The 1,103-nt window shown below is 68.5% G+C and carries 1 pseudogene; it reads left to right on the top strand.

From position 1 onward, the window contains the following. Nucleotides 1-1,103, top strand: a pseudogene (locus ACFYOH_RS44885) (alpha-1,4-glucan--maltose-1-phosphate maltosyltransferase); the annotation flags it as partial.

Below are 1,103 nucleotides of genomic sequence, written 5' to 3'. Positions count from 1 at the left end.
ATGCCGCTGCTGGTGGAGCGGGAGCGGGCCCTGTACGGCTCCTGGTACGAGTTCTTCCCGCGCTCGGAGGGCACGGCCGAACAGCCGCACGGCACGTTCCGTACGGCCGCGCGCCGGCTGGAGCCGATCGCGGAGATGGGCTTCGACGTCGTCTATCTGCCGCCGATCCATCCCATCGGCACGACGTTTCGCAAGGGGCCCAACAACACGCTCACCGCCGGGCCCCGGGACGTGGGCGTGCCCTGGGCGATCGGCTCTCCCGAGGGCGGGCACGACGCCGTCCACCCGGGCCTCGGCACCATCGAGGACTTCGACTTCTTCGTCGATAAGGCCCGCGGACTCGGTCTTGAGGTCGCCCTCGACTTCGCGCTCCAGTGCTCGCCCGACCATCCCTGGGTGCAGAAACACCCCGAGTGGTTCCACCATCGCCCCGACGGCACGATCGCCTACGCGGAGAACCCGCCGAAGAAGTACCAGGACATCTACCCGATCGCCTTCGACGCGGACATGGACGGGCTCGTCGCCGAGACCGTGCGGGTCCTGCGGCACTGGATGGGTCACGGCGTGCGCATCTTCCGCGTCGACAACCCGCACACCAAGCCGGTCGTCTTCTGGGAGCGGGTCATCGCGGAGGTCAACGCGTCCGACCCGGACGTGATCTTCCTTGCGGAGGCCTTCACCCGCCCGGCGATGATGCACACCCTCGCCCAGATCGGCTTCCAGCAGTCCTACACCTACTTCACCTGGCGCAACAGCAAGCAGGAACTCACCGAGTACGCCAGTGAGTTGGCGGGCGAGGCGGCGGCCTACATGCGGCCGAACTTCTTCGCCAACACCCCGGACATCCTGCACGCCTACCTCCAGCACGGCGGCCGGCCCGCCTTCGAGGTGCGGGCCGTGCTCGCCGCGACCCTCTCCCCCACCTGGGGCATCTACAGCGGCTACGAGCTGTGCGAGAACACCCCGCTCAGGCAGGGCAGCGAGGAGTACCTGGACTCGGAGAAGTACCAGCTCAGGCACCGGGACTGGGAGGCTGCGGCACGCGAGGGCCGGACCATCGCGCCGCTCATCACCAGGCTCAACACCATCCGACGGCAGCACCC

It is taken from the genome of Streptomyces sp. NPDC007856, assembly GCF_042868225.1.
GTDB lineage: Bacteria > Actinomycetota > Actinomycetes > Streptomycetales > Streptomycetaceae > Streptomyces.
The sequence above is the reverse complement of the archived record's forward strand: the minus strand, read 5'-3'. Positions and strand labels throughout refer to the sequence as shown.